Origin of the sequence: Bartonella sp. AP280QHHD (assembly GCF_042196125.1) — a bacterium.
Lineage (GTDB): Bacteria > Pseudomonadota > Alphaproteobacteria > Rhizobiales > Rhizobiaceae > Bartonella.
This window is the reverse complement of the sequence record NZ_JBHIPQ010000047.1, coordinates 95,050-118,673: the sequence shown is the minus strand read 5'-3', so window position 1 is coordinate 118,673 and position 23,624 is coordinate 95,050. Positions and strand designations below refer to the sequence as shown.

At 35.0% G+C, this 23,624-nt stretch carries 19 protein-coding genes, 1 tRNA gene and 1 other RNA gene; 15 read left to right on the top strand and 6 right to left on the bottom strand.

What is annotated here, in order from left to right:
- The first annotated feature begins 38 nt into the window (after nucleotides 1–38).
- The 3 genes from dnaG (at nucleotide 39) to ACFIMK_RS07960 (ending at nucleotide 5,455) form a co-directional block, all read left to right on the top strand.
- The gene (dnaG, locus tag ACFIMK_RS07970) at nucleotides 39–1,976 is read left to right on the top strand and encodes a DNA primase (protein WP_375668334.1); all 1,938 of its coding nucleotides are present in this window, start codon (nucleotides 39–41) and stop codon (nucleotides 1,974–1,976) included.
- Nucleotides 1,977–2,367: 391 nt separating this feature from the next.
- Complete coding sequence (rpoD, locus tag ACFIMK_RS07965) at nucleotides 2,368–4,383, top strand: RNA polymerase sigma factor RpoD (RefSeq protein ID WP_375613401.1); 2,016 nt, start codon at nucleotides 2,368–2,370, stop codon at nucleotides 4,381–4,383.
- Between the two features lie 610 nt (nucleotides 4,384–4,993).
- Nucleotides 4,994–5,455 (top strand): YcgN family cysteine cluster protein, encoded by a 462-nt coding sequence (locus ACFIMK_RS07960; protein ID WP_375628795.1) that lies wholly within the window; start codon nucleotides 4,994–4,996, stop codon nucleotides 5,453–5,455.
- 29 nt (nucleotides 5,456–5,484) lie between these two features.
- Here ACFIMK_RS07960 and ACFIMK_RS07955 read toward each other — a convergent pair whose 3' ends face one another.
- Nucleotides 5,485–6,228 carry an SIMPL domain-containing protein gene (locus ACFIMK_RS07955; protein WP_375683074.1) on the bottom strand — a complete coding sequence of 248 codons (744 nt, stop codon included), beginning with the start codon at nucleotides 6,226–6,228 and terminating at the stop codon, nucleotides 5,485–5,487.
- 170 nt (nucleotides 6,229–6,398) lie between these two features.
- Here ACFIMK_RS07955 and ACFIMK_RS07950 point away from each other — a divergent pair.
- Nucleotides 6,399–6,475: transfer RNA gene (locus ACFIMK_RS07950), tRNA-Ile, on the top strand.
- A gap of 1,697 nt (nucleotides 6,476–8,172) precedes the next feature.
- A complete protein-coding gene (locus tag ACFIMK_RS07945; protein WP_375611974.1) occupies nucleotides 8,173–8,355 on the top strand; it encodes a hypothetical protein in 183 nt (60 codons plus the stop codon).
- Here the strand turns inward: ACFIMK_RS07945 and ACFIMK_RS07940 are convergent.
- Nucleotides 8,279–8,593 carry a helix-turn-helix domain-containing protein gene (locus ACFIMK_RS07940; protein ID WP_007347852.1) on the bottom strand — a complete coding sequence of 105 codons (315 nt, stop codon included), beginning with the start codon at nucleotides 8,591–8,593 and terminating at the stop codon, nucleotides 8,279–8,281. The two genes, ACFIMK_RS07945 and ACFIMK_RS07940, sit on opposite strands and share 77 nt — an antisense overlap.
- 610 nt (nucleotides 8,594–9,203) lie before the next feature.
- Here ACFIMK_RS07940 and ACFIMK_RS07935 point away from each other — a divergent pair.
- The 4 genes from ACFIMK_RS07935 to ACFIMK_RS07920 all read left to right on the top strand — a co-directional run bounded on the left by ACFIMK_RS07935 (nucleotide 9,204) and on the right by ACFIMK_RS07920 (nucleotide 10,440).
- Entirely contained in the window at nucleotides 9,204–9,329 is a 126-nt protein-coding gene (locus ACFIMK_RS07935) for a hypothetical protein (RefSeq protein ID WP_375613352.1), read from the top strand.
- A 21-nt stretch (nucleotides 9,330–9,350) separates the two neighbouring features.
- The gene (locus tag ACFIMK_RS07930) at nucleotides 9,351–9,599 is read left to right on the top strand and encodes a hypothetical protein (protein ID WP_375613353.1); all 249 of its coding nucleotides are present in this window, start codon (nucleotides 9,351–9,353) and stop codon (nucleotides 9,597–9,599) included.
- A gap of 306 nt (nucleotides 9,600–9,905) precedes the next feature.
- On the top strand, nucleotides 9,906–10,217 hold the full coding sequence (locus tag ACFIMK_RS07925) for a hypothetical protein (protein ID WP_375613354.1): 312 nt from the start codon (nucleotides 9,906–9,908) through the stop codon (nucleotides 10,215–10,217).
- 52 nt (nucleotides 10,218–10,269) lie between these two features.
- Nucleotides 10,270–10,440 (top strand): hypothetical protein, encoded by a 171-nt coding sequence (locus ACFIMK_RS07920; RefSeq protein WP_375613355.1) that lies wholly within the window; start codon nucleotides 10,270–10,272, stop codon nucleotides 10,438–10,440.
- A gap of 530 nt (nucleotides 10,441–10,970) precedes the next feature.
- Here the strand turns inward: ACFIMK_RS07920 and ACFIMK_RS07915 are convergent.
- Together ACFIMK_RS07915 and ACFIMK_RS07910 are read right to left on the bottom strand one after the other, a co-directional pair.
- Entirely contained in the window at nucleotides 10,971–11,150 is a 180-nt protein-coding gene (locus ACFIMK_RS07915) for a DUF1508 domain-containing protein (protein ID WP_142416545.1), read from the bottom strand.
- Between the two features lie 389 nt (nucleotides 11,151–11,539).
- Entirely contained in the window at nucleotides 11,540–12,079 is a 540-nt protein-coding gene (locus ACFIMK_RS07910) for a helix-turn-helix domain-containing protein (protein ID WP_375628802.1), read from the bottom strand.
- 358 nt (nucleotides 12,080–12,437) lie between these two features.
- Here ACFIMK_RS07910 and ACFIMK_RS07905 point away from each other — a divergent pair, with 358 nt between their 5' ends.
- A complete protein-coding gene (locus ACFIMK_RS07905) occupies nucleotides 12,438–13,490 on the top strand; it encodes a DUF475 domain-containing protein (protein WP_375628804.1) in 1,053 nt (350 codons plus the stop codon).
- A 471-nt stretch (nucleotides 13,491–13,961) separates the two neighbouring features.
- Here ACFIMK_RS07905 and pncA read toward each other — a convergent pair whose 3' ends face one another.
- Together pncA and ACFIMK_RS07895 are read right to left on the bottom strand one after the other, a co-directional pair.
- Nucleotides 13,962–14,570, bottom strand: coding sequence for a bifunctional nicotinamidase/pyrazinamidase (gene pncA / locus ACFIMK_RS07900; protein ID WP_375638342.1), 609 nt, complete (start codon nucleotides 14,568–14,570; stop codon nucleotides 13,962–13,964).
- Nucleotides 14,571–14,616: 46 nt separating this feature from the next.
- A complete protein-coding gene (locus ACFIMK_RS07895) occupies nucleotides 14,617–15,153 on the bottom strand; it encodes a hypothetical protein (RefSeq protein ID WP_375613358.1) in 537 nt (178 codons plus the stop codon).
- 161 nt (nucleotides 15,154–15,314) lie between these two features.
- Between ACFIMK_RS07895 and ettA the strand changes: the two genes are divergently transcribed.
- The 5 genes from ettA (at nucleotide 15,315) to rnpB (ending at nucleotide 23,456) form a co-directional block, all read left to right on the top strand.
- The gene (gene ettA, locus ACFIMK_RS07890; protein WP_375638341.1) at nucleotides 15,315–16,964 is read left to right on the top strand and encodes an energy-dependent translational throttle protein EttA; all 1,650 of its coding nucleotides are present in this window, start codon (nucleotides 15,315–15,317) and stop codon (nucleotides 16,962–16,964) included.
- 666 nt (nucleotides 16,965–17,630) lie between these two features.
- Nucleotides 17,631–18,569 (top strand): ArsR/SmtB family transcription factor, encoded by a 939-nt coding sequence (locus ACFIMK_RS07885; RefSeq protein ID WP_375613360.1) that lies wholly within the window; start codon nucleotides 17,631–17,633, stop codon nucleotides 18,567–18,569.
- 2,163 nt (nucleotides 18,570–20,732) lie between these two features.
- Entirely contained in the window at nucleotides 20,733–21,110 is a 378-nt protein-coding gene (locus ACFIMK_RS07880) for a hypothetical protein (RefSeq protein WP_375613361.1), read from the top strand.
- Between the two features lie 1,362 nt (nucleotides 21,111–22,472).
- Nucleotides 22,473–22,982, top strand: coding sequence for a lytic transglycosylase domain-containing protein (locus tag ACFIMK_RS07875; protein WP_375613362.1), 510 nt, complete (start codon nucleotides 22,473–22,475; stop codon nucleotides 22,980–22,982).
- 83 nt (nucleotides 22,983–23,065) lie between these two features.
- Nucleotides 23,066–23,456, top strand: an RNA gene (gene rnpB, locus ACFIMK_RS07870) — RNase P RNA component class A.
- The last annotated feature ends 168 nt before the right edge of the window (nucleotides 23,457–23,624 follow it).

Genomic DNA, 23,624 nt, shown 5'->3' with positions numbered 1-23,624 from the left:
AATATGCAAAAAAGAATTTTCAAACTCTGTGAGAGATAATGCGTTTTCCGCCCGATTTCCTTAATGAATTGCGTACGAGACTCCCAATTTCAACAGTGATTGGGCAACGGGTGGATTTTGATCCTCGAAAAAGTAAGCCTTCACGGGGAGACTTTTGGTGTTGTTGTCCATTTCATGGTGAAAAAACGCCAAGTTTTCATTGTGATGATCATAAAGGGCGCTATTATTGTTTTGGTTGTGGTGTAAGTGGAGATATTTTTACCTTTTTGTGTGAGCTTGATGGATTGCACTTTTCAGAAAGTGTAGAGCGTTTGGCTGATTTTGCGGGAATAAAACTCCCTATTTTGGATTCACAAAGTCATAAACGTCAACTGGAAAAAGCTGACCTTTATGATGTGATGAAAATTGCTACAGATTTTTTTCAATATAATTTACGCGATAAAGAAGGTACGCAAGCACGTCGTTATCTGGATGCACGTGGTGTTACACCAGAGCTTGTAGAGCGTTTCCGCATTGGTTTTGCACCGGTAAGGCGTACAGCTTTGAAAGAAGCTTTGAGTGCACGGGGCATTTCAATAAAGCAAATGGAAGAATGTGGGCTTCTCTCAGTGCATGAGGAGAGCGCAGATTCTTATGACCGATTTAGAAATCGCATTATGTTTCCTATCGAAGATTTGCGCGGACGTGTGGTGGCTTTCGGAGGGCGTGCATTAGAGAAAGAGACACGAGCAAAATATCTCAATAGCCCTGAAACAGTGCTGTTTCATAAAGGAAATATACTTTATAACGCGGCAGCAGCTCGCAAAAATAGTCGCTTTGTTGGCGATGAAAAAATTCATTCACTCCTTGTTGTTGAGGGGTATATGGATGTCATTGCATTGACTAAAGCTGGTTTTGAAGGAGTTGTAGCGCCCTTAGGGACAGCATTAACGGAAGCGCAAATTGAGCTTTTATGGCAGATGGGGAAGGAGCCTATTTTGTGTTTTGATGGTGATGATGCTGGTTTAAAAGCTGCTTTTCGTGTTGCTGATCGTGTGTTGCCTCTTTTAAAGGCTGGGGTTTGTGTACGCTTTGTTTTGTTGCCACAAGGGAAAGATCCTGATGAAATTGTTTGTGCTGGTGGAGCACAGCTTTTTTCTTCTTTTTTGCAAAAAGCTATTCCTTTGAGTGAGCTTTTATGGTGGCGTGCTACCTATGGAAAGCATTTTGAAATTCCAGAGGCACGAGCAGCGCTAGAAAAACAACTAAAACAACAAATTTTTACGATTAAGGATGAAGATGTCCGTCGTTATTATTTGCAAGATGTAAAAAAACGCCTTTTTGATTTTTTTCGTCCCTCTTTTTCGAAAAAAAGGGGGGAAGGGCGATATGGTCAATCTTCACCAAATAGGACCTTTAAAGATCAAACCTTTTCTCTGTTAGCAAATTCTGAAATAGTACGAAATTCTTCGCAATCTATCCCTTTGCGTGAAGCAGTGATTTTACTTACTTTAGCTTACTATCCTGAGTTGTGGTATGAAAATTTTGAAATTCTTTCTGAGTTAGAATTAAAAAATACTCAATTGATAATTTTTCATCAAGCTATGTTGGAAATTCTTGGGGACCAACAGCTTCATGATAAAGAGACGATGGTTGTGTTCTTAGAAAAAAGAGGGCAAAAGGCTCTGTTAGAGCGTATGAAACATCTTGTGCAAAATATTGGTATGCGTATTATTCCTGGTGGAGCCCCTATAGAAGATGCGCGTGCTATATTAAAACAAGCTGTCTACTTGCATCTTCAAGAACACCACCTACATAAGAGGTTACAGGATATTGAAGAGCAACTTGTAGAAAATCCTAAGAGTGAGGTTTTTGATCTGCTTCGTGAGGTAAAAAATGAGCTGGAGCAGATGCAGGCAACAGAAGCGTTAATTGAAGGATTTGGAAGTTGGTTGGATGAAAAAATAGACGGGAATACACAAGATACGATAAAATGATTCGCTTTTTTAATGCGAATCAGTCACTTAAATTTTAGATGAGGAAGTTTATGTGGAGTGACATTTTTATAAAGATGACAATTAAATTTTAGGAAAAGCGGGTAAATTTTAGGAAAAGCGGGAAATTGGTTCTTACGATAGGGTGCAGAGATTATCTCAGAAGGGCTGAGAGGTGTCGGGGAAACTTCTGGAGTTTTCCCGCGTTTTTGTCTGGATGTCAAGTTTGTCTGGATGTCAGGGCGTATACAAAATGTATTCTTTCCAATGGTAATCTCTTAACAGGAAGTATATATGAGTAACTATTGGTAGATTTTAGTGAGAACAAAAAAAACTGGTCACATGGAAACTATGGTTACATGGAAACTATGAAGTGATCGAGTGGAGTTATGGTATGGCAACAAAGGTTAAACAGAAAGATAATGCAGAAGTAACAAACCAAGCGAGTTTGGATAGTCCTCTTCTTGATTTTTCTGATGATGCCATCAAGAAAATGATTAAACTTGCCAAAAAAAATGGTTACGTAACAATGGATGAACTCAATGCTGTTCTTCCTTCTGACGAGGTTACATCCGAACAAATTGAAGATATCTTGGCGATGTTCTCTGAGATGGGGGTTAATGTTGTGGATGATGAGGATGAAGTCGAGTCTGAAAATTATGAAGAAGAAGTTACGGTAGAGGGGGGTGATTTAGTAGAAGCCTCTAGCCACGCAATTGCAACGACAACGAATAAACGCGAAGTAACAGATCGTACGGATGATCCGGTGCGTATGTATTTGCGTGAGATGGGAGCTGTTGAGCTTCTTTCGCGGGAAGGCGAAATTGCCATTGCTAAGCGTATTGAAGCAGGGCGTGAGACAATGATTGCAGGACTTTGTGAGAGTCCTTTGACTTTTCAGGCTCTTATTATCTGGCGTGACGAGTTAAAAGAGCAGCGTATTCTTCTTCGTGAAATTATTGATCTTGAAACGACTTATGCTGGTCCAGAAGCAAAGCAGGCTCCTGTTATTGAGCGAAGTGAAGTTGATAAGACAGTAGAAGAAAAAATGTCTTCTGGTATACGTAATATGGGGGAGAGCGCAGGAGAGAGAAACATTGAAGACGATGATGAAGAGGACGAGGACGATGTTAACTTATCGCTTGCTGCAATGGAAAATGAACTTTGTCCTCAAGTTATGGAAACATTGGATTTTATTGCTCAAACCTATGTGAAATTACGAAAATTACAAGATCAGCATGTTGAAAGCAGTTTGGCAGAGCGTAAAGAGGGGGCTCTTACATCTTCTCAGAAGAAGAAATATATTCAATTAAAGGGTGAGTTGATTCAAGCAGTAAAATCCCTTTCTTTAAACCAAAATCGTATCGAAGCTTTGGTTGAACAGCTTTATGACATTAATAAGAGATTGATTCATAATGAAGGTAAGCTGAAACGGATTGCCAATAGCTATGGCATTGGCCATGAGGACTTTTTAAAAGAATACCAAGGGCGTGAATTGGACGCGGATTGGATGAATTATATTTCTGCTTTGCCTACACCTGGTTGGAAAGAGTTTTCGGTGCGTGAAGCAAAAGAAATCCAAAAACTGCGAAGTGAAATACAAAATCTTGCGCAAGAAACGGCTATTTCGATTGGTGAATTTCGTCGGATTGTTATGCAGGTGCAGAAAGGTGAACGCGAATCAACAATTGCGAAAAAAGAGATGGTAGAATCTAATTTGCGTCTTGTCATTTCAATTGCAAAAAAATACACCAATCGTGGTTTGCAGTTTCTTGATCTTATTCAAGAGGGCAATATCGGTTTGATGAAGGCTGTGGATAAGTTTGAATATCGGCGCGGCTACAAATTTTCAACTTATGCAACATGGTGGATTCGTCAAGCTATTACACGTTCAATTGCTGATCAGGCACGTACAATTCGTATTCCTGTTCATATGATTGAAACAATTAATAAAATCGTTCGTACCTCGCGTCAGATTCTCCATGAAATTGGACGAGAACCAACACCAGAAGAATTATCTAGCAAGCTTTCTATGCCGTTAGAAAAAGTACGAAAAGTTCTTAAAATTGCAAAAGAACCTATTTCTCTCGAAACGCCTGTTGGTGATGAAGATGATTCCCATTTGGGTGATTTTATTGAGGATAGGAATGCGTTATTACCAATTGATGCAGCTATCCAAGCTAATCTGCGAGATACGACAACACGCGTTCTTGCTTCATTAACACCACGAGAAGAACGTGTTTTGCGGATGCGTTTTGGAATAGGGATGAATACCGATCACACATTGGAAGAAGTGGGACAGCAGTTCTCAGTTACAAGAGAGCGTATTCGTCAGATTGAAGCAAAGGCACTTCGTAAATTAAAACATCCTAGCCGTTCACGAAAATTGCGCAGTTTTCTCGATTCTTAAATAAAAGAATTCGTGTGCATTTTAATAACTCCCTCTTTCTTCCTAATGAAGGGGGGAGGTGCTTCATGTTGTACTTGGATACTTTTTTGAGAAAAACATAGGAAGAATTTGAACAATCTAGAAAGTTTTCGATGTTTAATGTTTTTCTTAGCTTTGGGGCTTTATACTTCTCTTTCTCAAAAGAATAGATATAGGGCAAAGGGTGGTTATGGAGTAGAGAGTAGGGGGCTTTCAAGAAATGAACGATAAAAACATTACCTTGCGTATAGCGCGGCTCGTTTTTAAGAAATGAGATCTGTTAGGAGTAAACTTATATTGCAACATACGGACTTTTTGATGAAAAATGTATGTTCTTTGCGGAATTTTTCTATCATTTTAGGTGACGCATTTTATTCTTCGTTAAGTTTACAAAGAGATGTTTCAATAGGTTATGTTCATTTATATGCGCTATTTTTGAATATTCTCTTTTTATTCAGATAGCTTTTAAGAACATGGTTTAAAGTATACATTGAGTTGAATCTTTTTAAGAGACAGAAATAGATAAAATTATAGAAATTAAACGTTTCATTTTTTATAGATCGTCTTAATTAAAAAAGGTGTGTCTGAGTTTATGAGTGGAGAACTTCCCTTTTGGAAAGTAAAAAAATTAGAAGAGATTTCCATTTCTGAGTGGGAGAGCCTTTGTGATGGCTGTGGCTGTTGTTGTCTCCATAAAGTTGAGGACGATGATACGGGTGACCTTTATGCAACCAGTATTGCTTGTCGTCTTTTAGATGGGGAAACCTGCAGGTGTCGAGATTATGCTCATCGTAAATCAATTGTACCAGATTGTATATCGCTAGACATTACGACAGTTAAAACAGCGCGTTGGCTCCCAGAAAGTTGTGCTTATAGATTAATTTATGAGGGAAAAGATCTTCATTGGTGGCATCCATTGGTATCAGGGGATTGTCAGACGGTACATACAGCGCATATTTCTGCACGCGGACAAATAGAGATTTACGAAGACGAATTATTATCTGAGGAAGATTATCTTTATCACATTACTGGTCTTCTACGTGAAGGCCAGTAATGTGATTTTTTATACAACTTGTTTGTGACTTAATCGATCGCAAAGACTACAGTGACGCTCACGTTATAATTTAATTCACCACCTGCAAAATTTGTATTTGCGTAGCTTACATCTGCTGCTCTACTCATGAGACGTGGTGTTGGGTGATAGTAATCATCCTTTTCATTGATTTCAATAATTTTTCCTAATTTTAAATCGGCTGCTTGCGCTATCGTTTGCGCTTTTTCAATGGCTTCAGTAATGGCTTTTTTACGTGCTTCTTGATAAAATGGTTTTGTATCTGCGTTGGTAAAAGTAATGCCGTTAACTGAATTAACACCTAGTGTCATCGCTTGATCAAAGATTTTACCAGCATTGGTAAGATCACGAATGCGCACGGTTAAAGAATTTGAAACATGATAGAGTTTTTCATTATTCTTTTTTTCGTGGCGTTTATCAGAGATCGACTGATAAATGGATAAGCCTGATGTTTGCAAATCATTTGCTTGGATGCCATTGTTTTTAAAAGCGTTTATAATATCATTGATGGATTGATTATTGGAAGCTAATGCCTTTTGGGCAGTTTTGTCATAGGTAACAACGGCTAGATTAATAATGGCCATATCCGGTGCTGCTTGACTTTCTCCGATTGCTGTCACTGTAATCGTTGCATTTTTCATTTTATTTTCTTCAGCATAAGCACGTACAGTCAACGATGTGGCTAAGAGTGTAAATGCTAATATAACTGTTTTAACCAGAGAACTCTTCAGTGGTTGAATTTTCTTTTCTATCATATCTATACCTTTATATTTGTCAGTTAATTATTCTCTCATTTTTAAGAGTTTTTGTAAAGAAATTAGAGCACTGAAAAAAAAACCAATAGAAAAGAGAAAAAGATGGGTTATAATCTTTGTCAGCTCTTGTATCATAGGGCATTTTAGTTTAGAGAGAAACAACCTATTTAGGGCCTGTAGCTCAATTGGTTAGAGCCAGCGGCTCATAACCGCTTGGTTGGGGGTTCGAGTCCCTCCGGGCCCACCAATAGGGAAATGTACAATAGAAAAATGGATCGCTTATATAAAAGTTTTGAGATTCTACCTTTTTCGTTTTTTATTTATTTTCCTGTTTGTTTTAGAAGCTTTTGGTCGTTGTTTGTTGCAGTTTTTTCTCTCAGTCGCTTTAATATGATGGTATGTTTTCTTAGTCTCATCAAAGAAGTTCTCTCATTTGCAACCTTTTAGCATTTGGATTAACTGATATGGGTCGCTATTTACTTTCTTAATTCATATACTGTTTTGTACTTTTCTATATGGTGTTCTTCATAAAATAGAAGGCTAAAAGCTTCATTGGATAAGTTTATTTATACTTGTTCTGCAAATAAACAGACCTCAATAAAACCAATTTTAAAGATTGTACCTGTTCAGAACAAATGGCTCAAAAAACATTTAGTGTAAATTTGCTTTTTTCTAAGTGATGTTAATGTCTTTTAGATGTTCGAATAGCATCATTGTGATGAAAGGTTAGTGTATAAGAGAATGTGATCTATGGGCATTCATATGTATCATGGGGGCAACGATGATAACATTTGTTGATATTTTCTTTTTCCCAAGAAAGGAATTCTATTTAATATCTTGAGAAATATTGCTCATAGTGACGGTGGCGTGTTTTCTGAAAAGAATTTTATTAATTGTTCTTTGAAAAGTCAATTGAGTGATTGTTTCTATCGCTTTGCATCATCCAGATTCTATTGTAATAAGCATTTTATTATTCTGTAAGAAATGTTTTCTATGATATTGGAAAATTTGTTAAAATGCCATTTTCTGTTTTTGTGTATTTTTTGCTTAATGTTTAAATTATAGAGTTTTCATGTGATCCGAATTATTATTGAAGAGCAGATGTCTTTTTTGATTTTACTCTGATAAGGAATTGGCAATATTGCGGTAACCCTAGCACTTTTTTGTATTGCTAACATTTTTCTCGTATTGATCGTATAGAGAGTTTTATCTTTATTATGAGTTTTTTCTCTTATGAAAAATTATTGGCAGGGAGGGTGTTTTTTTGGAAAAGTATACTTCTTCTTCAAAGCCATACTTTTAAAATATAATTCTTCATTTGCATAAGGGAATTTCTCTCTTGTTGTAAATCTGTATAAAATTTACGTACAAAGATTGTGCGTGGTGATTCGTTTTATTTTTTTGATAGTATCATTTTTGCTTATGATAGAGACTTATATTAGTATTTACAAGGTGCGTTTAGAGGGGAGGTTACCTGTAAATGTGTTACAGAGTTTTAGGTAGTGTGGCTCTGTTTATAAGAATTTATTCCTATAACATTGTTATATTCTCGCTTTGCAATATTGTTAAAAAAACATAGATGGTGCTATGTAGAATAAATTGTGATGTATTTTTTTCAAAAAAGCTTTTTCGTGTTCTCTTATATAGAGTTCAGGAGTGTCTTCAGGGATATTTTCACATTAGTTTTTATTGGTCCGAATCGCAAGATCTGCGTAACATTATTCGCGTTTTTGATAGATTATACCAATTTTCATAAGAAGGTCTGGATCGTGTGATGCTTTCTGTTTCACCATGGTACATGACTAATAGAACTTCATCTGATTTTGTAAAATAAGTTTGTACACAATTGCTTCCATACTGCCTATTGCAAATATTTTTTTCTAAGGTATGAGATATATTTTAAACGCTTTAGCGTTATATAGTGTGACTACATGGAGTATGACTATGAAGAATGATAAAAAATTTGAAACAACTTTATCTGATATTATTGTGAAATGGGAGTCTTTATCGACGTCTCAAAAGCAAGCGATATTGGATAAAGTAGAAAATGCTACAGATTCTGCTCATTCAACAGAACATTTAAGGCTTCAATCTTCTTTTTATCTCCAGACGAAATCAAAGTTATGAGTTTTAAGTCTTCATCGGAGATGTTGAAACCAGTTATTACATATATGGCACTAGCATTTCCCAGTGTATTCAAAATAGCCATGAGTTTATCTACAGAAGGCCTCTTGCCTCCATTTATCATTTGTTGGACGTAATTTTGTCCACAGCCTGCAGCTCTGCTTATTTCAATCATTGTTCGTCCGTCACTTTTTATCAATTCAACTAAGCGTTGGAACCAATCTTTTTCAGTCTTTGTCATTTTTAGACCTTTACATATTTACGCTATAGCGTTAATATTGCGTTGCGAATCCAGAATATATGATACAAGGAGCGTGAAAATATCCATGTGTAGCTCTTCGCTAAGGAAGCATATAGAGTTGTTTTTAACTAATAACAAAATGTCCCCATACACTTTCAGATTCGAATCAATAAAAATGGTTGCTTAGTTCCACGGTTGTGAAAAAGTAAATGTGTATACCAGAAAGGGCGATACACACTCGTATGTTTATGAGATTTCACTATGATAGTATACGTAGCAGCATTATAAATCAAGATATACCCCAACATCAGAATTTGTAAAAAAAATTCTGATGTTGGGGTAGTGTGTGAATATAACGAAGCTTTAGAGCCTTAAGAGATAGGATAATGGCTGTAGAAAAAATGTAAATTGCATAGACAAAGAATACTGATTTCTTCTTTATTGTAATAAATTAGATCACTATCAGATGGTATATCGTATATATGCGTAAAAAAATGGGAAATATCAAAAAAGTGATCTTGGATATTTTATTAAACAGGAAGGTAATCTGATCCACAAAGGTGGTTGTTTGGTAGAATTGTACATTCGATCAATGCCCTTATGGGGATGAATGTGTTTTTATGATGCTGCGGTTTATAATGAAGTCTGTGTTTATAATGATATTGTTATTGATAACAATGCATTAACATATGGTTGTTTAGTCGTTCGTAAGAGTTCGCATGTTTATGAAAAATAAGAACTTTATCGTTATTTGAATATGAGTGGAGATGCATATGTTTATGCTAATGCGGTCTTTTTTGATCAAGTTTTGAATGCTCAATGTATTGAATTTTGTGGTGATACTCGTGATTTTAGAAAGGCTCGAGTTTATAATGATGCTTTAGTTTGTGGTGATGTAAAGATTTGTGGGAAGGCAAAATTTTACAGAAATGCTGTGCTTTGTGACACTGAAGATTTTTGTAATAATGAAAAACTTTCATATATAGCCGCATTCCACATGGCGTAAAAAAGGAAGATAGGAACGATTTGGGCAAGGCTTGTATGATTGGATTGCGTCGTTAGTTTTATTTGACGTTCCTTATTTTTTGTATTTTGTGTCAATAAATGTGTCGCAAATAATTGGTGTGAGTGTAGATTTAGCCGCTTTCAGAGATTTGTTTGCGTCATTTATCAATGCTTTAATGGAGAAAATAAGAACGCCGAGAGTGATTGTTCACACTTGGAACATGCAATTTATTGCATTCTTTTTTTGATTGAGGATGAAACAAATTGGTCAAGATCATCACTTGAGCGACAATTAAGGGAGATCCAAATGAGTGTAAACGAAATTTTATTGGGAGCAATGATTGTTGTTTTGTTGTGCAGCGGGGTTATATTTCGATTTTCTTTATATTATCGCAGTCAAGTGAAAATTTTAAAAGAGGAATCTAGAAGAATAAAGCATGAGTTTTTAAGAGATTCTATGAAGATGACTGAAGAACGAGATAGGGCTATTAGAGAGCAAAGTATGGTGATTAAAAGACGCGACCAAGCAATTGAAAAACTGAAAAAACAAATTAAGCAATATGAAAAAAATGAAAAGAAATATAAAAAAATGCTTAAATCTGAAGATGATAAAGAGTGATTGTATTCATATTTTGCATTAAAGGGTTTGGAAATGTGTTAGGAAGATTGGAATGACGAGAGAGATAAACTTTAATGAAGCCAATTATGGTGCTGATGGAGAGATTGTATTGGAAGAGAATATTCAAGTTTACTCTGATTTTATGACAACATTTAAGGTTATAAGACAGAGCGTCGTTGATCATAAAATAAGAGTTTATGATGATAAACCAGTTTATAGGTAGGCTAGTTATTAAAAAGCGCGTCTATACAATCCAGCAATTTTATATTATTGCTGGAAACAGTTTTGCACGTTCTTTTTAGATGTAAGGTATAAATGCTACGATAGTTTCAGCTAATAGGTATAAAAAATTGCATGATAATAGAAAGAAAGAGATATTTGCTTTTTATGAAGATGAAATGGGTAAGTCAGTTATGATTATCAGATACAGAAGAGGAATATGAACGTAAAAGATATTAATATCTTTTAGAGTAAATATATTTCTCATTGATGATTTATCTTCTCTTCATGTGCGTTTATTTTTTATGAAAAATACAACACTTAAGAGATTTTCTTTTTGATAAAGGCTATAGAGATTTGAGTATGATTGAAAATAAACATATAATCTGTAAGAATATGAATGTTCTTTGTGAGTGTCAGAAATAATACAAAAACTTCCTCTCATTGAGGGCAAATCAATCACTTTTCATTTATCACAAAAGTAACTACCATACCATTATACAAAATAAACGCTTGTTTTAATGTTAAAGAACGTTAGGACTGTAGTTCTCTAATAAGAGCCTTATGTGTAATTTCTTTTATTTGCTCAATATTGATTAGGATATCTTGTTTTGTTGGATAACCTTTACTAGAAAAAGCAATTTTTTGTGCATCTCCTGAGATTAAACGCCAGTACCATTGATTGTGAACTCCTTGAAACACCTCAAAATACATGCTTCCCACCTCATAAAATAGCTGATAATTTTCAGGATAAATATTTAACTAATCCGCTTGTAAACATTAATGTATGTCTCTCTAGGAAGTCGTCAATATATTCCCCTTAAATTTTCTGACCTTAAAAAATAATTTCTATGAGAGCTATTATTCTTTTAACAAGAAAAAATTTATTGTCAATAAGATATGAATGAGAATTTTATACTATAAAATTATTTTTTTTAATTTAAAGACACTATACTTTCATTTACAACGCAAATATTTTTCTGTCGTTACAGAAATAAAGTTTATAAATTATATAAAACTTCACCAGCACGGATAAAGTAAAAAAATACTTCTTTCCATACTGGTGTTTAATCATTTCTTGCTTTTTCTTTTGAAATAGACGTTTATTGATTAGCTATAACCTCTTTTTGGGATACGCTTCGAATGAGTAAATCAATGAATAAGCTAAGGGTATAAGAATTGGCCATTTTAGCTTTCATATCGATAAGAGAGGTTGTAGTTTTAGAGTTAAAACCATTTGATAAACCTTGTCTTGACAAATATTGCTGCAATTTTTCATAAGAACTGTCGATTTTTTCTTGATTTAGTTTTTCGTTACGATCACTATCGGCAAGTGTTTCTTCCAGTCCCTCGATTTTTTTAATAAAATAATTCCAGTCAAAATCACCTTTTGTATATTCGGTGTCAAACATTTTTCCTTGTCCAGTTAAAAGCCAATTAATATTGACACCATATAACGTGCGGTATGTTTGTAAGACACTAAGATTGGGTTCTCTCTCTCCACGCTCATAAAAAGCAATGGAATTTTTTGTCATGCTAAAACTTTTAGCTAAGGTTTCACGCGATGGATCGCCTAAAGCAAGACGTACATAACGTAAACGTTTTCCAAATATGGTTTTTGATTCAGTTTCAGGACGTGCCACGAATTATCTCCCTCGGTAAATCATCATGGTATAAATCATTAAATAATAAAAGCACACTATGTATTAATATTCTATGATATAATGTCAATATTATAGCTTTAATTTCTTGTTATTTTTTTATTTGTGTAGATAGAAAGCAATCTTGCACTTATTGTATTGACAATTGATATTCACTTCAAAACAAAATTCCTTGTTGCTACATTTGTCTCTTGCTTTTTTTGAGAGAATTTTCATGTAACTTTACCATATATATTCTATACACCTCTGCATTAATAGATGCAACTTTAAAGAGATGCAAACTTTGGATTGGTACTGGGTGTGCTTAGATGAAGTAGAAAATAAACTTTGAGGAATGATCATGTCCCTATTACGCTATTTTGGGTTTGCTTTTTTTTTCACGATTATTGGTGTCTTTTTAGGAGGGGTTATTGGTTGGTTTGAAACGGAAAGTATTACTGGTTTTCTTAAATATTTTTTTATTTGCTTTGTTTTAGGAATTTTGGAAATTTCTTTATCTTTTGATAATTCTATTATCAATGCGCGTGTTCTTAGTAGAATGAGTCCATTGTGGCGTCGTCGTTTTCTTATATGGGGTATTTTGATAGCTGTATTTGGGATGAGAATTGTTTTTCCATTATTGGTGGTTGTCGTTGCTGTTGGGATTAATCCAATTGCGGCAGTCAAATTAGCGATATGGGAACCACATCGATATGCTGAAGTTTTAACCGATGCGCATATGGGGATTGCTGCTTTTGGAGGAACTTTCCTTATGATGGTTGGCTTAAAATATTTTTTTGATTCTGAAAAAGAAGTGCATTGGCTTAATGTTATAGAGAGATCTGCTCAAAAGTTTGGGGCGCTTGTTGGAATTGATATTGCAATTGTTTTGATTTTGATCTTATTTGTTTCAGCTCAGATTGACGCAGAAAATAAAATAACTTTTTTATTAGCAGCACTTTATGGACTTTTGACCTTTATCGGTGTTGAAGTTGTCGGTCATCTCTTGGATACTCCTCAAAAGACTTTAACAACAGTAGCTCACGGGGGAGTAGGGGCGTTTCTTTATTTAGAAGTTCTTGATGCTAGTTTTTCTTTCGATGGCGTGGTTGGTGCTTTTGCCTTTTCACACAACCTTTTTATTATTGCGATAGGTCTTGGTATCGGAGCATTTTACGTTCGTTCTATGACAATTATGTTGGTTGAATCAGGAACATTATTGCATTATCGTTATTTAGAGCATGGTGCTTTTTATGCAATTCTAGTTCTTGCAGTGATTATGTATCTGCAAACGATTATATCGGTTCCTGAAGTTTTAACAGGACTTGTGGGAGTCTGTATTATTGGAATGGCATTATATTCTTCGATTCGTTTTAAGCATCGTCAATTAGATAAACATGTTGTATCTAAGTAATGGAGATTTCTTCCTTTTTCACACTTTTGTTTATCGCATATCTTTGAATAGAAAGAGGTCTTTTGTGCAAAAAATGCCATGTTATTGCTTATTGATGTTTTTGTTTTAAAGAGGAGATCATTGCACGATTTCCCCTCCATGAGGGAAATAATGTATAATCTTTTGGATAACTTTTGACGTATAGAGGCTTTTTGACTTCAATATAAGGTGCAAGTTTACGCTATACTTTTTACCAGCTTTCAGTATCATAACTGCTCTTGCATTTAATGATTCATAAGAAGCCTTTTGGCTGTTTTTTTTGCAAGATTTTTATTCATACATCAATCCTATTTGTGATGTTTTAAGAGAATGGTGTTGAAATAGGGTTGAAATGAGAGAATTTTACGATATTTTCGTTCCTTACTTAAATAGGTAAAAAAATTTATTCATTATAAATCAGAATGTTATAATGGTAGATGAGAAAAGAATATTTTAGGAGAGCATTAACAGTTCTATCCCTGCTTCGTTCATAGTTTTAAGCATAGTGTTTAGTGATCCGTTTACATCAATACCAGCACAAGCATTTAATGAAACACTGACTTTAAAACCGTATTGTATGGCGTGAAGAGCAGAGAATCCGACACAAAAATCAGTTGCTAAGCCACACATAATGAGCTTGGTAAAACCATGTTCTTTGAGATAAACATGTAAACCTGTTGGTGTTTTTTGATCATTTTCAAGAAAAGCAGAATAGCTATCCATTTTTTGATTATAGCCTTTTCTAAGGATAAGTTGTGCCTTTTCTACTCTAAGAGATGGATGGAATTCTGCTCCTTGTGTTCCTCGTATGCAATGATCAGGCCAAAGTATTTGAGGACCATAGTCAAGAATGACTGTATCATAGGGCTTTTTTTCAGGATAGCAGGAAGCAAAGCTGCAATGGTTTTTGGGATGCCAGTCTTGGGTTAAGATAACGTGGTGAAAATGATTTATGAGATTATTGACGGCGGGTAAAATAGCATCACCTTGAGGTACGGCAAGTGCTCCACCTAGTAAGAAGTCATTTTGAACATCAATGACGATTAAGGCTTTTTTTTCCATAAATATATTCCTATACGAGATGAGCTTTTATCGTATTTTTAAAAAGCTATATGTCGTCTTGAAGTTTTGAAATGATGTGCTGGATATTGATATTATTTTTATAATTATCAAGCCAAAAGAGGGGGATGGATAAGTTTTTACAATTGGCTTTATAGTTTTTTACGAATTGTAACCACGTACCAATGGGAAGGGCACTGTATTCATTTGTTGCTACGTGTTGATGCAAAGCTTTCATGATCATTGGGCTTGGGACGTCAGATCCCATAAGGCGGCGGTCGTTTTGTAAACGTAATTTAAGCCATATCAAGGCAAGGGGTGAAGTCCATTGCTTTCCGTAGCAAAAAATCGATGAAAAAAGAGAAGGATTTTTTACTGCGTAATATAAAGCCCATAAAGCGAGAAAAGAAGGCGCATAGAGAATTGCTTTTCTTTGTGGTACCATATTACATTGATAAGTTGGTTTAATACGATAAAAATACAATGTTATATCTGGTATGGAAAAGAGAGGTAATGTTTGATAACAGGTTTCAGGTACAGCTAAAAAGATTTGCTTTTTGCTTTTTAGGGGGATGTTTTTTTGCATTCAGGACCATACTGGGGCTTGTGAGATTAGAAAAAATGTACCAATATAAAGCGAAAAGCTTTTGATACGATGTAAGTACTATTTACTGTACAGTTTCAAAAAGCAAAAGCAGTTTTTTCAAAATCCTAATCTTTAATATCGCACAGTATAAAGAGAAATTTATGGCACGTCAATTTATCTATCATATGGCTGGGCTTAACAAGTCTTACGGCAATAAAAAAGTTCTAGAAAATATTCATTTGTCTTTTTATCCAGATGCAAAGATCGGTATTTTAGGGCCAAATGGTGCAGGGAAGTCAACTATTTTACGTATTATGGCTGGGCTAGATAAGGAATATACCGGAGAAGCATGGATTTCTGAAGGAGCACGCTGTGGTTATCTACCACAAGAACCTTTGCTTGATGCGAGCAAAGATGTACGTGGTAATGTGATGGAAGGTGTTGCAGATAAACAGGAAGTTCTTGAGCGTTATAACGAATTGATGATGAATTATAGCGAGGAAACGGCTGATGAAAGCGCACAGCTTCAGGACATTATTGACAGTCAGAATCTTTGGGATTTAGAAAGTCAAGTGGAAATGGCTATGGCTGCTCTTGGCTGTCCGCCAGCCGATGGGGATGTAACAAAACTTTCGGGTGGTGAGAAGCGGCGTGTTGCACTTTGTAAATTGCTTTTGTCAAAACCTGATTTATTACTTTTGGATGAACCGACAAACCATTTAGATGCTGAAACGACGGCTTGGCTTGAGAGGCATCTACGTGAATATCCTGGGGCTGTGCTTTTGATAACCCATGATCGTTATTTTCTCGACAATGTAACGGGTTGGATTTTAGAATTAGATCGCGGTAGAGGTATTCCTTATGAGGGGAACTATTCTGCTTATTTGGGGGCTAAAGCCAAGCGTTTGGCTCAGGAAGGCCGTGAAGAGGCAGCGCGTCAACGTGCTTTATCACGTGAGCAAGAATGGATCGCTTCTAGTCCAAAAGGGCGACAAGCAAAGTCAAAAGCTCGGATTAAGGCTTATGATGAGTTGGTTCAAGCAGCACGTGAGCGCCGTCCTGGAGAGGCGCAAATCATTATTCCTATTGGAGAAAGGTTAGGACAAGTTGTTATTGAGGTTGATAATCTCTCTAAAGCTTATGGTGAACGTGTATTGATTGATTCTCTTTCTTTTAAACTTCCTGCTGGTGGCATTGTCGGCGTTATTGGGGCCAATGGTATGGGAAAGTCGACCTTGTTTAAAATGTTGACGGGACAGGAAAAGCCCGATTCAGGTCAGATACGTATCGGTGAAACAGTTCACATGAGTTATGTGGATCAGAGTCGCGATTCCTTGGTGGGGGATAAAACTGTTTGGGAGGAAATTTCTGGTGGAAATGACATTATTAAATTAGGCAAATATGAGATGAATAGCCGCGCTTATTGCGGGGCTTTTAATTTCAAGGGGGCAGATCAGCAGCAGAAGGTGGCAAATTTATCAGGAGGGCAGCGCAATCGCGTACATTTGGCGAAACTTCTAAAAGAGGGGGGGAATGTGCTTCTTCTTGATGAACCGACAAATGATCTTGATACTGAAACATTGGGTGCATTGGAAGATGCATTGGAAAATTTCGCTGGTTGTGCAGTTATCATATCGCATGATCGTATGTTTCTTGATCGATTGGCAACACATATTTTAGCCTTTGAAGGTGATGGTCATGTAGAATGGTTTGAAGGTAATTTTGCTGAATATGAGGCTGATAAAGTTCGTCGTCTTGGGGCGGAATCTCTTAATCCTAAGCATGCAAATTATAAACCTCTTACACGCTAGAATTTTTTATCTTATCGCAACTTTGTTAGAATAATAGTGTATTTTATTGCGTTTGTTATTTCATAAATAAAGTGTGTGTGTACTCTGTGGGAGTTTTTATTCATTGAAAAGAGTAAGAGACACTTTATGAAATTATGACCTAAATAGGGTTATTTTACTCATGATATATAACCGGTTATTTTTTGTAAAACTGCAATGAAAAGGAGGGAATGGAGCGTATAGTATTACTTCTACAAATGCCTTGGTCATTGAGCATTATCATCTTTACTTAATAAAAATGCAAGCTGGCATTATCATGTTATTTTTTCTCAATAGTATGCAGTTTTTGTTTTGAGGTGGGCATAAAAGGTATTTTTATCCATCTGTCCCCTCCGTTTATGAGCTGTAAGAGAATGATTTGGATTGATTTATCATGAATAGATTTGAAATGAGAAAAATCTACGGTATTCCGGTTTTTTATTCAAGTTAAAAATGAATTATTATTATAAATCAATGTATTCTCATTATAACGAGAAGCAGGGAGATAAGATCTGTTCGTTTTTTACATTAGCCTATTTTTTTCATAGTATGATAAAATAGAGAGAACAAAATAGATGAGAATATGCGTTGTATGCTTGACTTTTTTTCCTATAAACAAATGTTTATAGGAATGTTTAGGGGATAATTATGAAAAAAAGTGCAAGTTTAGATGCAATGATTGTGCTGCTGAAAGCGGTCGCAGAAGTAAGCCATTTACGTGTTCTTAGGCTCTTACATCATGAAGATTTAACAATTCCTGATTTTATTTTTATTCTTGATCAGTCGCAAGCGTGTATATCACGATATTTACGTTTATTGTACGAAGCACGATTGATTGAGCGTTATCAGAAGGGGGATAGCCTTTATTTTAAGCTTTGTCATGATTTTTGGGGTAAAGACATTGTGATAGGTATTCTTTCGGCTTTGCCAAAGGATGATGTGTTGTTAGCGCATGATTTAGAACGTTTGAAGGATGTTAAAAAGCAGCGTCAAAAAACGAGGAAGAAGCATTTCTTACAAAATGCGTTGCAACGGGATGTATTACGGTCATCCTATATGGCAGATCATGGTGTAGAAAACTCGTTACTTGAAATCATTGGCGATAAACCATTTCAGACGATGTTGAATATTGGAAGAGGTGGAGACTCTATCTTAAAATTGTTTTCTAATCTTTATACGCATGCGGTTCAAGTTGTGCTTGATAGCAATGTTTTTCACTTGTCTGTTGGAGATACAACTTTTGATTTAGTTATTCTTCATTGGGTTTTACATTTTCTTGAAAATCCTGAAATATTCCTTCATGAGATATCAAGTGTTTTGCGTCCTCATGGCCGTTTATTGATTGTGGATTTTGGTTATCATGAAATTGAGTCTTCATATTCTGATCAAGTGCATATGCGTTTTGGATTTTCGGCTTTACAAATAGAACAATGGCTTAAAAATGCGGGACTTGTTCTAGAACAAACGGTTTGTCTTACTCCTATACAAAATGAAAACAGTGAGGAGGGGATTGCTACGCTTTGGCTTGCTCGTGATCCGCGTTTATTGGTTGACGATATCAAAGATAAACAAGTAGATTTTGCATAAATCGCGTTTGTTAACGTGCTTTATACTCTGATTTTTCTCAAGGAATAGCGTAGAGATAAAACTTTATTCAATCATTGATAAGCTATTGTTTTTTACATTTGTATTATGTTTTTATATGGGAGTATTGGTGTTTTATAGCGGCGTGTAGGCTGTATAATGAAGCACCTTCTATAGAGTTAAGCCTATGAGGATCATTATTTAAGGTGTTCTTGCTATCATATTTATGTTATTAGCCAATATATTGATTTTAAAAGATCATTGATTTTTTTAGACTCAATAAGAGGTTTAAATACAGGAATGTTGTTTCATTTCAAATTTCCTGTTTCAGAATCCGAAAGAGTCTGTTTGTCTGCTACAAAAGAAGGTATTTATCTTAATGATACCGTTTGTAAAAGAAAATACATCTTCTAAATGTGAGGGCGGCTGCAATATGATATAATGCCGCACAATATAATCATAGTGAAGGCTCATACCTTCATAAATGTCAAAGATGGTGGTGCCCAATAGATCTTAAAATATCTCTTTAAAACAGGTTTTTAGATAAGGAGTACGTTGGAACTTTTAGTGAGGGGTGCAAAAAGATGCTCTAAAAAGACGAAAAAGTAAAAGGGTAAGACAATGCATTATATTCATAAAAATAAGATCGGCGATGATCTAGGGATAGTCTGTGGCTGAAAGTAGGAAAGAAAAGTGTGATATTACACTAAAGTTTCGTATCTCTTTATCATGAGAAGTTATGAAGGTTATTAAATAAGTTCATTGTTTTTGCCAAAAGTATTTTCTTTCTTTTTATGTTTGCCGCTCATCTTATGACGCAGTCCGTGGGTATAGCGTAAAATTGATAGGGCACCATCGTCTTTAGTTTAAGTAAAAGTTGTAAGCCGGCATCATCGTTTTATGTTTTTTATCCATATGCTTCTTCTTGTTTGTGATGTGCGATAGTATGGCTATTCATTAATTCAATAGACGAAGATTGAAAATAAGGGAATCTTACGTTCTTGAGGTTTCTCATGTAAATTGTAAAATGATGAGTTATGATTGTAAATCAATGAATTGTTTACGTTAGAAGAACAGATTATAAAAATTTTTGAGCATAGAAACTACTGTGTGTATTATTTTACGGGATCATTTAAATGATAGAGATTAAGAGAAAATGTCTGCATTGATTTCGGTTTGTTATGTTAAAATGCGTTAGAGACTGTTGGTTATTGTAAAATGGTCTATCGTTATTTGGAATGACGATGGGGCGTGATTCGAAACAAATATCTTCAGAGTTCTCATTTTCTCATAAGATTAAGCTGTTTAAGTTTCTCATTGATTGTTACATGAGGGATGTAACAATATTTTAATGATCATTTACAGAAATTTTTTATAAAGGTAGATAAGATTTTATTTTCTCTAATTTATTGTTTTAATTTAAATAATTCATAGCTTTCTTGCAAGAAGATATTTTCCATTTTTTACGGTTATTTGTGTAAGATTTTAAAAATCTACGTTTTTCTTTTTGTGGTGATTGCTGTTGGAAAAGTGATTCTACTTTTACGTAGTTTGATTTTTATAGGGTGGATACGTAGAAATTACTGTTTTTTAATATGATCATCAGAGTTATGAAAGAAACTATTTAAAAGTTATAATGATCGTAGATTCTAATTGATGCTTCTTGAAATAAAATTGCTTCAAATTGGGTCATTTTGAACTTTTTTTGCCTAAATTTAAACATTTTTAAATAATTTATAATTCTTTTATGTTTTTTTGCGTAGAAGATGATAAGAATTTCTTGTTGTTTAAAGAATTTTATTCCATAGCAAGAATATTGCATCGGCTATCTTAGTGGTTGATGTAAGAGGACAATCGGGGAACCTCCTCCCCCCCCCCCCCCCGGGGATCCCCTAGATTGTCTGGCCTGACTGAGGATTTCCTCAGTCAGGCTTTTTGTAATTATTTTAGGAAATATAAGGTGTTATTAGGGGGGAAGTGTAAGATCTGTTATTGTTTCGCCTATAGTACCTAAATACATAGAGGGGCGAGTCTTATTGGGCGGATAGTGTTAGCGTATTCATTTTTAATAATTTGATTTTTCTTTATTGAGGCATTGTTGCATGTTATAAGGAGAATCATAAAAGGAAGCTATGTTTGTATTCTGTGATCTTTAGGTAAGAGATAATGGGATCTTTTTCACATCGTATTATTTTTATTTTATTTGTGTTTTTTATTTCTGGCGCTGTCTTTTTTGCTTCTCAAAGTAGTGCTGTTTATCAGTTTTTTTCCGGTCGCTCTTCTTTTTCTTCTCAGCAGCTTGATGTAACAGAGGAGGAGTTGTTAGAGAGATTGTCCGTATCTTTTCCAGATATTATCAAGCATCTTTCTAAAATGACCCCTCAACAGCAAGAGTTGTTTATTGCGCAGCTGCGTCGTGATGTAATTGCGCTTGCTTCTAAAAGTGGTCAGAGTCGTGAGCAGGCTCAAAAATCTGGTGAAACTGTTGCTATGGCTCTCTCGAAAGCGATTTCTCGTCCTTCCGTTGCTAATGCTTATTTTTAGCTATTTTTTAATTGCGCTTTTGGGTTTTATTTTAAGGAGAAAGAGCTTTTCGTGAAATTTTGAAAAGTGCGAGGAGATAATTAATTTGTAAGGTATTAACAAAATTTATCTCTCAAAAGGTAAGCAATTGGAGTATAAGGGTAATGTTGCAATCATTACAGGAGTGATAGAAAGTCTATCAAGGGTATTGGTCCAAGTTAATTGCATTATCAATCGCTACAATGACAAAAGCAGTATTGACTATAATAAAACACGTTAACTGCATTTTATATACCGGTTATTTTTTTATTTGATATGAGAAAATAAAATTTTTTAAAGGATTTAAGCTTTTTTTGTTCTACGGATTTTAGGATATTTATCCACTTGTATGATTTCTGAAAATGAGGTGCAAGACTGATAAGATGATAGTCTGTGACAAAGAAAAAATATTTGAATGAAGATGAGAGGTCTATTTTTATTTAAAAAGGCTTTGGGGGTATTGAGTTTTCTAACATTTTTCAAAAAAAATAGACACAAGTAATTGTTAAGCTTTGTTGTAGGGATAAAAACGGATATAACTTTTTTAGTATATTGTTTTATAATGATAATTTATCATTTTATGTTGAATGAGAATCTTAAGAATTGTAAAATCCTCTCATTTTAAATTTATCCATGGTGAAAAAATTAAAATCAGTTTCTTGTATACCACAAGTAGAGGCTTGTGTGGATAAAAACTCTTTATAAAAAGGAATTAAAAAGCTTCTTTGAGACATCTTGAGAGCTAAAAGTCTGTTCCAATATTTTGAATTGGTAAAGAGTATGATGGTTTTAGTATATTTATGAATTTTTTATGCGCAATGATGGGGGGATTTGTTTTGTGATTTTTTGAGGTTTTATCGGACATAAAGAGTGCAGTGGGTGTTTATTAATCAGAGAGAAGCGTTGATAACGGTTTATATTTTTTGTGAACCTTTTTTGATATCGAGCATCTTCGGTAAAAAGATGCTCTTGTCTCTCTTTCTTTGAGGGATTGATCTCAATAAAAAAATTAATAATCTTATGTAAAAAATATTACATCTAGTTCAGATGCTATTTTTTAATATAAAAATTGATTGATACAACAGAGATAGCCGCAAGTTATAGATTATATCATTTTATTTGATACGCTATAAGATTGATTATAGTCTTTTTATTTTTTTATTTTATGATATAGAGAAATCTGAGACTTGTGCATAAAGATATATTCTTTTATTTCATAATTTTAGCTTGAAATTGTCTTACTATTTCCTTTTTAAAGACGTTCTTTTGCTTTCTTTTTTGTATAATACATTTGCAAATTACTTGCGGCTAGAATTTGAGAATGTTTGAGTGAAGAGAAAGAAAATGCAATTTTTGAAAATCTTGTTAAATACAGCATGTGCTGTATTTTTTGTATTTGATATAAGTTGGACTCATAGTGTCTTAAATGTTGCGGAATCAGGAGAAACCTCAGTGATTGTTGCTTCTAAGATTTCTGCTCGTCCTTATGAGTTTCTTATTCAGAAACTTGCGAATAAATATAATGTTCCCGTTAATTTAGCACATGCTGTTGTAAAAGTTGAAAGTAATTATAAGGCAGGTATAAAGGGGGCTGCTGGCGAAATAGGTTTGATGCAAATTAAACCCTCTACGGCACGAGGGTTGGGCTTTAGTGGTTCTGTACAGGATTTGTACGATCCTGCGACCAATCTTGAATATGGTATGCGTTATTTGGCAAGGGCCTATAAACTCAGTGGTGGAAGTACGTGTGGTACAATCCTTAAATATAACGCAGGTCATGCTGCAAAAAAAATGAATTCCATTTCAGCGAAATATTGCGCAAAAGTAAAGACTTATCTGGCTTCATTAAAATAAAAACATCTGTTGAGAGAGGTTTGTCATAAAATATTTTAAGATGCTATTTTCACGGAGCAGAAAATGTTTTATAAATCAGTATGTCAGTCGGCTGGGCAGCCGCGCTTGTCTGATACTGAAATACGGCAGGTGAGGAAAGTCCGGGCTCCATGGAAAGACGGTGCCGGGTAACACCCGGCAGGGGTGACCCTAGGGAAAGTGCCACAGAAAGTAAACCGCCTATTTTTATAGGTAAGGGTGAAAGGGTGGAGTAAGAGCCCACCGCGCATTCAGTAATGAATGTGGCAAGGTAAACCCCACCGGGAGCAAGACCAAATAGAAATGACGTGCAAAATTTAATTTGCAGCCGATTTCCGGGCGAGTCATTCGGGTAGGTTGCACGAGGCGGATGGTAACATCCGTCCCAGATGAATGGTTGCCATGTAAAGTGTAAGCTTTACTCTACAGAACCCGGCTTATAGGCCGACTGATATTTCATGATGATAGGCGATATTTTATAAGATCAATTATATATGGTCTTTTATGGAGTCTATGTGTTTGAAATGGACACTTGAGCAAAGGGTGTTTAAAAAAATTATAACATTTCTTTAAGTATAATGCGTTAGGATCTGTTTTGGGATAACTTTAGTTTTTTCGTTCATT

Bases quoted from the DNA above. Each gene is read 5' to 3' on its own strand.
- ACFIMK_RS07895 (WP_375613358.1), bottom strand. From the start codon at position 15,153: ATGCAAAAAAACATCCCCCTAAAAAGCAAAAAGCAAATCTTTTTAGCT.
- ACFIMK_RS07880 (WP_375613361.1), top strand. From the start codon at position 20,733: ATGGGATCTTTTTCACATCGTATTATTTTTATTTTATTTGTGTTTTTT.
- ACFIMK_RS07940 (WP_007347852.1), bottom strand. From the start codon at position 8,593: ATGACAAAGACTGAAAAAGATTGGTTCCAACGCTTAGTTGAATTGATA.
- ACFIMK_RS07885 (WP_375613360.1), top strand. From the start codon at position 17,631: ATGAAAAAAAGTGCAAGTTTAGATGCAATGATTGTGCTGCTGAAAGCG.
- dnaG (WP_375668334.1), top strand. From the start codon at position 39: ATGCGTTTTCCGCCCGATTTCCTTAATGAATTGCGTACGAGACTCCCA.
- ACFIMK_RS07875 (WP_375613362.1), top strand. From the start codon at position 22,473: ATGCAATTTTTGAAAATCTTGTTAAATACAGCATGTGCTGTATTTTTT.
- ACFIMK_RS07920 (WP_375613355.1), top strand. From the start codon at position 10,270: ATGACGAGAGAGATAAACTTTAATGAAGCCAATTATGGTGCTGATGGA.
- rpoD (WP_375613401.1), top strand. From the start codon at position 2,368: ATGGCAACAAAGGTTAAACAGAAAGATAATGCAGAAGTAACAAACCAA.
- ACFIMK_RS07925 (WP_375613354.1), top strand. From the start codon at position 9,906: ATGAGTGTAAACGAAATTTTATTGGGAGCAATGATTGTTGTTTTGTTG.
- ACFIMK_RS07905 (WP_375628804.1), top strand. From the start codon at position 12,438: ATGTCCCTATTACGCTATTTTGGGTTTGCTTTTTTTTTCACGATTATT.
- ACFIMK_RS07935 (WP_375613352.1), top strand. From the start codon at position 9,204: ATGTGTTTTTATGATGCTGCGGTTTATAATGAAGTCTGTGTTTATAAT.
- ACFIMK_RS07960 (WP_375628795.1), top strand. From the start codon at position 4,994: ATGAGTGGAGAACTTCCCTTTTGGAAAGTAAAAAAATTAGAAGAGATT.
- pncA (WP_375638342.1), bottom strand. From the start codon at position 14,570: ATGGAAAAAAAAGCCTTAATCGTCATTGATGTTCAAAATGACTTCTTA.
- ettA (WP_375638341.1), top strand. From the start codon at position 15,315: ATGGCACGTCAATTTATCTATCATATGGCTGGGCTTAACAAGTCTTAC.
- ACFIMK_RS07955 (WP_375683074.1), bottom strand. From the start codon at position 6,228: ATGATAGAAAAGAAAATTCAACCACTGAAGAGTTCTCTGGTTAAAACA.
- ACFIMK_RS07945 (WP_375611974.1), top strand. From the start codon at position 8,173: ATGAAGAATGATAAAAAATTTGAAACAACTTTATCTGATATTATTGTG.
- ACFIMK_RS07915 (WP_142416545.1), bottom strand. From the start codon at position 11,150: ATGTATTTTGAGGTGTTTCAAGGAGTTCACAATCAATGGTACTGGCGT.
- ACFIMK_RS07930 (WP_375613353.1), top strand. From the start codon at position 9,351: ATGAGTGGAGATGCATATGTTTATGCTAATGCGGTCTTTTTTGATCAA.